An 866-nucleotide genomic window follows, 5' to 3' on the forward strand; every position below is an offset into this window, starting at 1 on the left:
GATTTATATAGTTTAATAAAAGCAAAAATCAAACATGGCACAGAATTCGCTGGATAGCAATCAATCGGCGATTCTTTACAAAAACGCCAAAATATTTTTTGAATTTGCACGCACGTATGGCTGAAGGGGAAGACCATGCCACAAATAATTAATACCAATCTTGCGTCTATCAACGCGCAAAGAAACCTAGATAAGTCTCAGAGCGAAAACCAAACAGCCCTGCAACGCTTGTCTTCAGGCTTGCGTATTAACAGCGCAAAAGATGATGCAGCAGGTCTTGCAATCTCTACCCGCTTCAGCGCGCAAGTCCAAGGCTTAAAAGTCGCGATAAGAAACGCCAGTGACGGAGTGTCACTCGCTCAGGTTGCTGAAGGCGCGCTCGGCTCGATGACTGACAACCTACTTCGTATCCGTGATTTGGCACTACAAGCCTCTAACGCAACGAACAGCAAGCAAGACCGTGAAGCTTTGAATGAAGAAGTTCAGCAGCTTATTACTGAGATCGAACGTGTTGCTGATCAAACAACCTTTAACGGCACCAAGTTACTAGACGGATCCTTCACAGATGTTACATTCCAAATCGGCGCAAATGAAGGTGAAGATGTAAGCTTCGGTATTGAAGGTACAGACGTTACTCAGCTAGGTGTTTCACCTACTGATGGCATTTCATCCTCGCCGGGCAGCACCGCTTCAACGCCGCCTGTAGCTGCCCTCGCAGCAGGTGATCTCGTCATCAACGGCATAGCTATTGGTGCATCATCAGGCGTTGACGACGCATTTTCCAGCTCTAACAACGATTTATCTGCAATAGCAAAAGCAGCCGCAATTAACTCTGTCTCTGAGCAAACGGGTGTATCAGCCTCGAT

The 866-nt window shown here is 46.7% G+C and carries 1 pseudogene; it reads left to right on the forward strand.

Going from position 1 to position 866, the window contains the following annotated elements:
• Positions 1 to 135 precede the first annotated feature (135 nt).
• Positions 136 to 866, forward strand: a pseudogene (locus A3762_RS14575) (flagellin); the annotation flags it as partial.

It is taken from the genome of Oleiphilus sp. HI0125 (assembly GCF_001635355.1).